The 7,360-nt window shown below is 75.9% G+C and carries 1 protein-coding gene and 1 pseudogene; both read right to left on the bottom strand.

Annotated elements, in window-relative coordinates; all coding sequences use genetic code 11:
- Nucleotides 1-3,044: type I polyketide synthase (locus ACFU6K_RS24885; protein ID WP_380666500.1), on the bottom strand; the 3,044-nt coding region annotated here is incomplete at its 3' end.
- Nucleotides 3,045-3,128: 84 nt separating this feature from the next.
- A pseudogene (locus ACFU6K_RS24880) lies at nucleotides 3,129-7,355 on the bottom strand (beta-ketoacyl synthase N-terminal-like domain-containing protein); the annotation flags it as partial.
- Between the last annotated feature and the right edge of the window lie 5 nt (nucleotides 7,356-7,360).

Here is a 7,360-nt window from a genome sequence, read left to right as displayed (position 1 = left end):
GTCAGCACCCGCGCGCCGCGGGCCCGCAGCGCGGCCGGCGCGCCGCCGGCGCCCTCCTCCGTCCAGCCGGCCGGCAGGACGGCCAGCCAGTCGCCGGAGAGCACGGGCGGGCCGGCCGGGTCGGCGAGCCGCTGCCACTCGACGCGGTAGCGCCAGGAGTCCAGCAGCGAACGGTCCTGGCGCTCGCGCCGCCAGGAGGAGAGCGCGGGCAGCAGGTCGCCCAGCGAGCGCTGCTCCTCCTCGGCCAGCCGGAGGCTCGAACCGAGCGCGGCCAGGTCCTGCTGTTCGACGGCCGCCCAGAAGGAGGCGTCCGCCGGGTCGGCGGCGGCGCCCGCGACGGGCGCGGCGTCCAGCCAGAAGCGGCGGCGCTGGAAGGCGTAGGTGGGCAGGTCGACCCGGCGCGCGCCGGAACCGGCGAAGAACGCCGCCCAGTCGGCCCGCACCCCGCGCCCGTGCAGCGCCGCCACGGCGGAGACGGCGGTCCGCACCTCGGCCCGGTCGCGCCGCAGCACCGGTACGAACGCCTCGTCGCCGTCGTCGCCGTGGTCCCGGCCCATGGCGGTGAGCACGGCGTCGGGGCCGAGCTCCAGGAAGGTGGTGACGCCCTTCGCCCGGAGCGTGTCCATGGCGTCGTGGAAGCGGACGGTGTGGCGGGCGTGGCGGATCCAGTAGTCGGGGTCGGTGAGTTGCTCGGTGGTGGCGGGCCGGCCGGTGAGGGTGGAGACGATCGGGATGGTGGGGGCGTGGTAGGTGAGTTGGGCGAGGGTGTCGCGGAACTCGTCGAGCATCGGTTCCATGAGCGGGGAGTGGAAGGCGTGGCTGACGCGCAGCTCGCGCGCCTTGTCGAACTGGGCGGCGACGGCGCGGACTTCGGTGGCGTCGCCGGCGATGACGAGGGATCGGGGGCCGTTGACGGCGGCGATCGAGACCCGTTCGGTGAGCAGGGGCAGGACCTCCTCTTCGGTGGCTCGGAGGGCGACCATGGCGCCGCCGGTGGGGAGGTGGTCCATCAGGCGGGCGCGGGTGGTGATGAGGCGGGCGGCGTCCGGCAGGGAGAGCACGCCGGCCGCGTGGAAGGCCGCGACCTCGCCGATCGAGTGGCCGGCCAGGAAGTGCGGCCGTACGCCCCAGGATTCGACCAGGCGGTAGAGGGCGACCTCGACGGCGAACAGGGCGGGCTGGGTCCAGCCGGTGCGGTCCAGGAGTTCGCCGCCCTCGGTGATCACCTCGCGCAGCGGGCGGTCCAGGTGGCGGTCCAGCTCGGCGCAGACCTCGTCGAACGCCGCCGCGAACGCGGGGTAGGCGGCGTACAACTCGCTTCCCATGCCGACGCGTTGGGTGCCCTGCCCGGTGAACAGGAACGCGGTCCTGCCGGTTGCCGTCGCGGTGATCCCGTCGCCCTCGGCCACCGCGGCCAGCCCGGCGGCGAGTTCGGCGCGGTCCGCGGCGACCACGGCGGCCCGGTGGGCGAACTGCGCGCGGCCGGTGGCCAGCGAGTAGGCCAGGTCGGTGAGGTCCAGCCCGGGGTCCGCCTCCAGGCGGGCGCGCAGCCGGGCGGCCTGCTCCCGCAGCGCGGGGACGGTCTTCGCCGACAGCAGGTGCGGGGCGAGCGCGGGCGCCGTACCGGCCGGCGCCTCGGCCTCCGGGTCTGCCGGGGCGTCCGGGGCCTGCTCGACGATGACGTGGGCGTTGGTGCCGCTGACGCCGAAGGAGGAGACCCCGGCCCGGCGCGGGCGGCCGGTCTCCGGCCAGTCCCGGGCCTCGGTGATCAGCTCGACCGACCCGGCCGTCCAGTCCACCTCGGGCGTCGGCTCGTCCACGTGCAGGGTGCGCGGGACGGTGCCCCGACGCATCGCCTCGACCATCTTGATGATGCCGCCCACCCCGGCGGCGGCCTGGGTGTGGCCGATGTTGGACTTCAACGAGCCCAGCAGCAGCGGCCGTTCGCGGTCCTGGCCGTAGGCGGCGAGCAGCGCCTGGGCCTCGATCGGGTCGCCGAGGGTGGTGCCGGTGCCGTGCGCCTCCACCACGTCCACCTCGCCGGCCGCCAGCCCGGCGCTCTCCAGCGCCTGCCGGATCACCCGCTGCTGGGCGGGACCGTTCGGCGCGGTCAGGCCGCTGCTCGCACCGTCCTGGTTGATGCCCGACCCGCGGACCAGCGCCAGCACCGGGTGCCCGTTGCGGCGGGCGTCGGAGAGCCGCTCCAGCAGCAGCATGCCGACGCCCTCGCCCCACGCCGTGCCGTCCGCGGCGGCGGCGAAGGACTTGCAGCGCCCGTCCGGCGCCAGCCCGCGCTGCCGGCTGAACTCCACGAACCCGGCCGGGGTCGAGAGCACCGTGACGCCGCCGGCCAGCGCCAGCGAGCACTCGCCGGAGCGCAGGGCCTGGCTCGCCAGGTGCAGCGCCACCAGCGAGGAGGAGCAGGCGGTGTCCACGGTGACGGCCGGACCCTCCAGGCCCAGCGCGTACGCCACCCGGCCGGAGGCCACGCTGCCGGCGCTGCCGTTGCCCAGGTAGCCCTCCACCTCCTCCGGGACGGACTGGAACCGGGCCGCGTAGTCGGCGGTCGCGATGCCGGCGAACACCCCGACCCGGCTGCCGCGCACCGAGGTCGGCGCGATCCCGGCCCGCTCGAAGGCCTCCCAGGAGGTCTCCAGCAGCAGCCGCTGCTGCGGGTCCATCGCCAACGCCTCGCGCGGGCTGATCCCGAAGAACGCCGGGTCGAACTCGTCGGCCCGGTGCAGGAACCCGCCCTCGCGGACGTAGCTGGTGCCCGGCGTGTCCGGGTCGGGGTCGTACAGCGCCTCGACGTCCCAGCCCCGGTTGACCGGGAAGCCGGAGATCGCGTCCACACCCCCGTCGACCAGCTGCCACAGCTCCTCGGGCGAGGTCACCTCGCCCGGGTAGCGGCAGGCCATGCCGACGATCGCGATCGGCTCACGGCCGGCGTCCACCAGCTGCCGGTTCTCCCGGCGCAGCCGCTGGATCTCCTTGAGGGAATCCCGGAGTGCCGCGACGACTTCCTGGGGTGCTGCGTTCATCACAAATCTCCGTACATCAAGCTCAGGTCGGGTCCAGGGGGGGCGGTGATCCGCGCCGGGTACTCGGCGCGAATCACCGGGGACGCCCTAGGAGTTGTCGCGGGCCAGGCGGAGCAGCTCGGCCAGATCCATGTCGTCGATCAGCTCGTCGCCGACCGCCTCGGCGGTGCCGGTCGCCCCGGCGGTGCCGGCCGCTTCGGCGCCGTCGCCCGCGGACGGGCCGACGCCCGGCAGCTCGGGGTCCAGCGCGGTGCGCAACTGCTTGGCGAGGGCGGCGGGGGTCGGGTAGTCGAAGATCAGCGTGCTGCTCAGGCGCAGACCGGTGGCGTCGGTGAGCAGCTTGCGCAGCTCGACCGCGGTCAGGGAGTCGAAGCCCTGCTCCAGGAAGCCGCACTCGGGGTCGAGGCCGCTGTGCGGGGCCTCGCCGAGCACCCCGGCGACGCACTCCTCGACCAGCTCCAGCAGCAGCTCGTCGCGCTCCGGCTCGGTGAGCCCGGCGAGCCGCTCCCGCAGCCCGGCGGACCGGTCCGGCCGCTCCCCGGCGTCCGGCGCGTCGGCGTCCGGTGCGTCGGCCGGCCGCGGCGCGGGGGCGTCCGCCCTGGCGGCGCGCCGCCAGGCGGCGAGCAGCGGCAGCGCGGCCCGCAGTTCGGACGGGAGGTGCCCGCCGTCGCCCTCCAACCGCAGGACGGCGGCCAGGGAGGCCTCGTCCTGCTGCTCGACGGCCGCCCAGAAGGAGGCGTCCAGCGGGTCGGCGGCCCCGGCCCCGGCCCCGGCCTTCGGCTGGACGACGTCCAGCCAGTACCGCCCGCGCTGGAAGGCGTAGGTCGGCAGGTCGACCCGCCGGCCGTCCGCGTGGAACGCCGCCCAGTCCACCGGCACACCGCGCAGGTGCAGCGCGGCCAGCGCGGACGCCAGGGTGAACTCCTCGGAGCGGTCCCGACGTTGCGCGGCGACCAGGGCCGCCCGGCCGCCGGCCTCCGTACCGTCCAGGAACTCCTGGCCCATGGCGGTGAGCACACCGTCGGGGCCGAGCTCCAGGAAGGTGGTGACGCCCTCCGTCAGCAGCGTGTCCACGGCGTCGTGGAAGCGGACGGTGTGGCGGGCGTGGCGGATCCAGTAGTCGGGGTCGGTGAGCTGGTCGGTGGTGGCGGGTCGGCCGGTGAGGGTGGAGACGATCGGGATGGCGGGCTCGTGGTACGTCAGCTCGGTGAGGGTGCGGCGGAACTCGTCGAGCATCGGTTCCATGAGCGGGGAGTGGAAGGCGTGGCTGACGCGCAGCTCGCGGGCCTTGTCGAACTGGGCGGCGACGGCGCGGACTTCGGTGGCGTCGCCGGCGATGACCAGGGAGCGGGGGCCGTTGACGGCGGCGATCGAGACCCGTTCGGTGAGCAGGGGCAGGACCTCGTCCTCGCCGGCTCGGAGGGCGACCATGGCGCCGCCGGAGGGCAGGTGGTCCATCAGGCGGGCGCGGGTGGTGATGAGGCGGGCGGCGTCCGGCAGGGACAGCACGCCGGCCGCGTGGAAGGCCGCGACCTCGCCGATCGAGTGGCCGGCCAGGAAGTGCGGGCGCACGCCCCAGGATTCGACCAGGCGGTAGAGGGCGACCTCGACGGCGAACAGGGCGGGCTGGGTCCAGCCGGTGCGGTCCAGGAGTTCGCCGCCCTCGGCGATCACCTCGCGCAGCGGGCGGTCCAGGTGGCGGTCCAGCTCGGCGCAGACCTCGTCGAACGCCGCCGCGAACGCGGGGTACGCCGCGTACAACTCGCTTCCCATGCTGGTGCGTTGGGCGCCCTGCCCGGTGAACAGGAAGGCCGTGCGGCCCGAGGACGCCACCGCCCTCAGCACCCCGGGCGCCTGCGGCGTCCCGGCGGCCAGGGCCCGCAGCCCGGCCAGCAGGCCGTCCCGGTCCGCGGCGACCACGGCACCCCGGTGCGGGAACTGCGAGCGCGTGGTGGCCAGGGAGAGCCCGAGGTCGGCCGGGTGCAGCTCCGGCCGCTCCCCGACCAGCTCCAGCAGCCGCTCGGCCTGGCCGCGCAGCGCCTCCTCGGATCGGCCGGAGAGCACCAACGGCCGTACGGACGGGCCCTCGTGGGTCCGCTCGGAGGCCGTCGGCGCCGGGTCGCCCTGCTCCAGGACGAGGTGGGCGTTGGTGCCGCTGATGCCGAAGGAGGAGACGCCGGCCCGGCGCGGGCGGCCGGTCTCCGGCCAGTCCCGCGTCGCGGTGGCCAGCTCGACCGCTCCGGCCGTCCAGTCCACGTGCGGCGAGGGCTCGTCGACGTGCAGGGTGCCCGGCAGGACGCCGTTGCGCATCGCGAGCACCGTCTTGATCACCCCGGCGACGCCCGCCGCGGCCTGGGTGTGGCCGAGGTTGGACTTCACCGAGCCGAGCAGCAGCGGCAGTTCGCGATCCTGGCCGTAGGTGGCCAGCAGTGCCTGGGCCTCGATCGGGTCGCCCAGCCGGGTGCCCGTCCCGTGTGCCTCCACCACGTCGACCTCGCCCGCGGCGAGACCGGCGGCGGCCAGCGCCTGGCGGATCACCCGCTCCTGCGCGGTGCCGTTCGGGGCGGTGAGCCCGTTGGAGGCGCCGTCCTGGTTGACGGCGCTGCCGCGCAGCACCGCGAGCACGGGGTGCCCGTTGCGGCGGGCGTCCGACAGCCGCTCGACCAGCAGCATGCCGATGCCCTCGGAGAACCCGGTGCCGTCGGCGCCGGCCGCGAAGGCCTTGCAGCGGCCGTCCTCGGCGAGGCCGCGCTGGCGGGCGAACTCGATCAGCAGCTTCGGTGTGGACATCACGGTCACGCCGCCGGCCAGCGCCAGGTCGCACTCGCCGCGCCGCAGCGCGGCCGCCGCGAAGTGCAGTGCCACCAGCGAGGAGGAGCAGGCGGTGTCCACGGTGACGGCCGGGCCCTCCAGGCCCAGCGCGTACGCCACCCGGCCGGTGGCCACGCTGGCCGCGCTGCCGTTGCCGAGGTAGCCGTCGACCTCCTCGGGCACGTCCCGCACCCAGGTCGCGTAGTCGTGGTAGACCATGCCGGCGTACACGCCGGTCCGGCTGCCGCGCAGGCCGAGCGGGTCGATGCCGGCCCGCTCGAAGGCCTCCCAGGAGGTCTCCAGCAGCAGGCGCTGCTGCGGGTCCATCGCCAGCGCCTCGCGGCGGTTGATCCCGAAGAACGCCGGGTCGAAGCCGGCCACGTCGGTCAGGAAGCCGCCGGTCCGGGTGTAGGTGCGGCCCGGGGTGCCCGGCTCGGGGTGGTAGATGCCCTCCAGGTCCCAGCCGCGGTCGGCCGGGAACTCCGAGAGCACCGAACCGCCCTCGGCGAGCACCTCCCACAGCGCCTCCGGGGTGGCGATCCCCCCGGGGAAGCGGCAGCTCATCGCGACGATCGCGATCGGCTCGTCGGGGTCGGCCGCGGCCGCCACCGCCGGGGCCGCTGCGGAGTCGTCCGCGTCCGGGCCGAGCAGCTCGTCGACCAGGTGCGCGGCGAGCGCACGCGGCGTCGGGTGGTTGAACACCAGGGTCGCCGGAAGGCGCAGCCCGGTCGCGGAGTTGAGCCGGTTGCGCAGCTCCACCGCGGTCAGCGAGTCGAAGCCCAGCTCCTTGAGCGCCTTCTCCTCCTCCACGGCGTCGCCCGAGCCGTGCCCGAGCACCGCGGCGACGTGGCCGCGGACCAGGTCCAGCACGGTCCGCCGACGGTCCTCGCCGGAGAGCCCGGCCAGGCGCCCGGCCAGACCGCCCGCCGGAGCGGCGTCCGGGGCGCCGGCCGTGCGGCGGCCCGGGCCACCGGCGGCCAGGCCGCGCAGCAGCGCGGGGACGGCGGCCGCCCGGCCGCGCAGGTGGGCCCGGTCCAGCTGGATCGGCACCAGCACCGCTTCGCCCGAGGCCACCGCCGCGTCGAACAGGGCCAGTCCGGTCTCGGCGTTCATCGGCACCGCGCCGCCGCGCACGATCCGCTCCAGGTCGGCGTCGACGAGGCGCCCGGCCATGCCGGACCGCTCCTGCCACAGGCCCCAGGCCATCGAGACGGCCGGCCGGCCCTGGGCGCGCCGGCGCTGGGCCAGGGCGTCCAGGAAGCAGTTGGCGGCGGCGTAGTTGGCCTGCCCGGGGTTGCCGAGTACGCCGGCCGCGGCCGAGAAGAGGACGAACCCGCCGACGTCGCCGGCCAGTTCGTGCAGGTTGAGCGCGCCGGTGACCTTGGGCGCGAGCACCCGGTCGAACTGCTCGGGGGAGAGGGAGAGGACGGTTCCGTCGTCCACCACGCCCGCCGTGTGCACCACGGCGGTGAGCGGGTGCTCGGCGGGGACGCCGGCGAGCAGTTCGG

Origin of the sequence: Kitasatospora sp. NPDC057512, from assembly GCF_042802135.1 — a bacterium.
Classification (GTDB): Bacteria; Actinomycetota; Actinomycetes; order Streptomycetales; family Streptomycetaceae; genus Kitasatospora.
The sequence above is the reverse complement of the archived record's forward strand: the minus strand, read 5'-3'. Positions and strand labels throughout refer to the sequence as shown.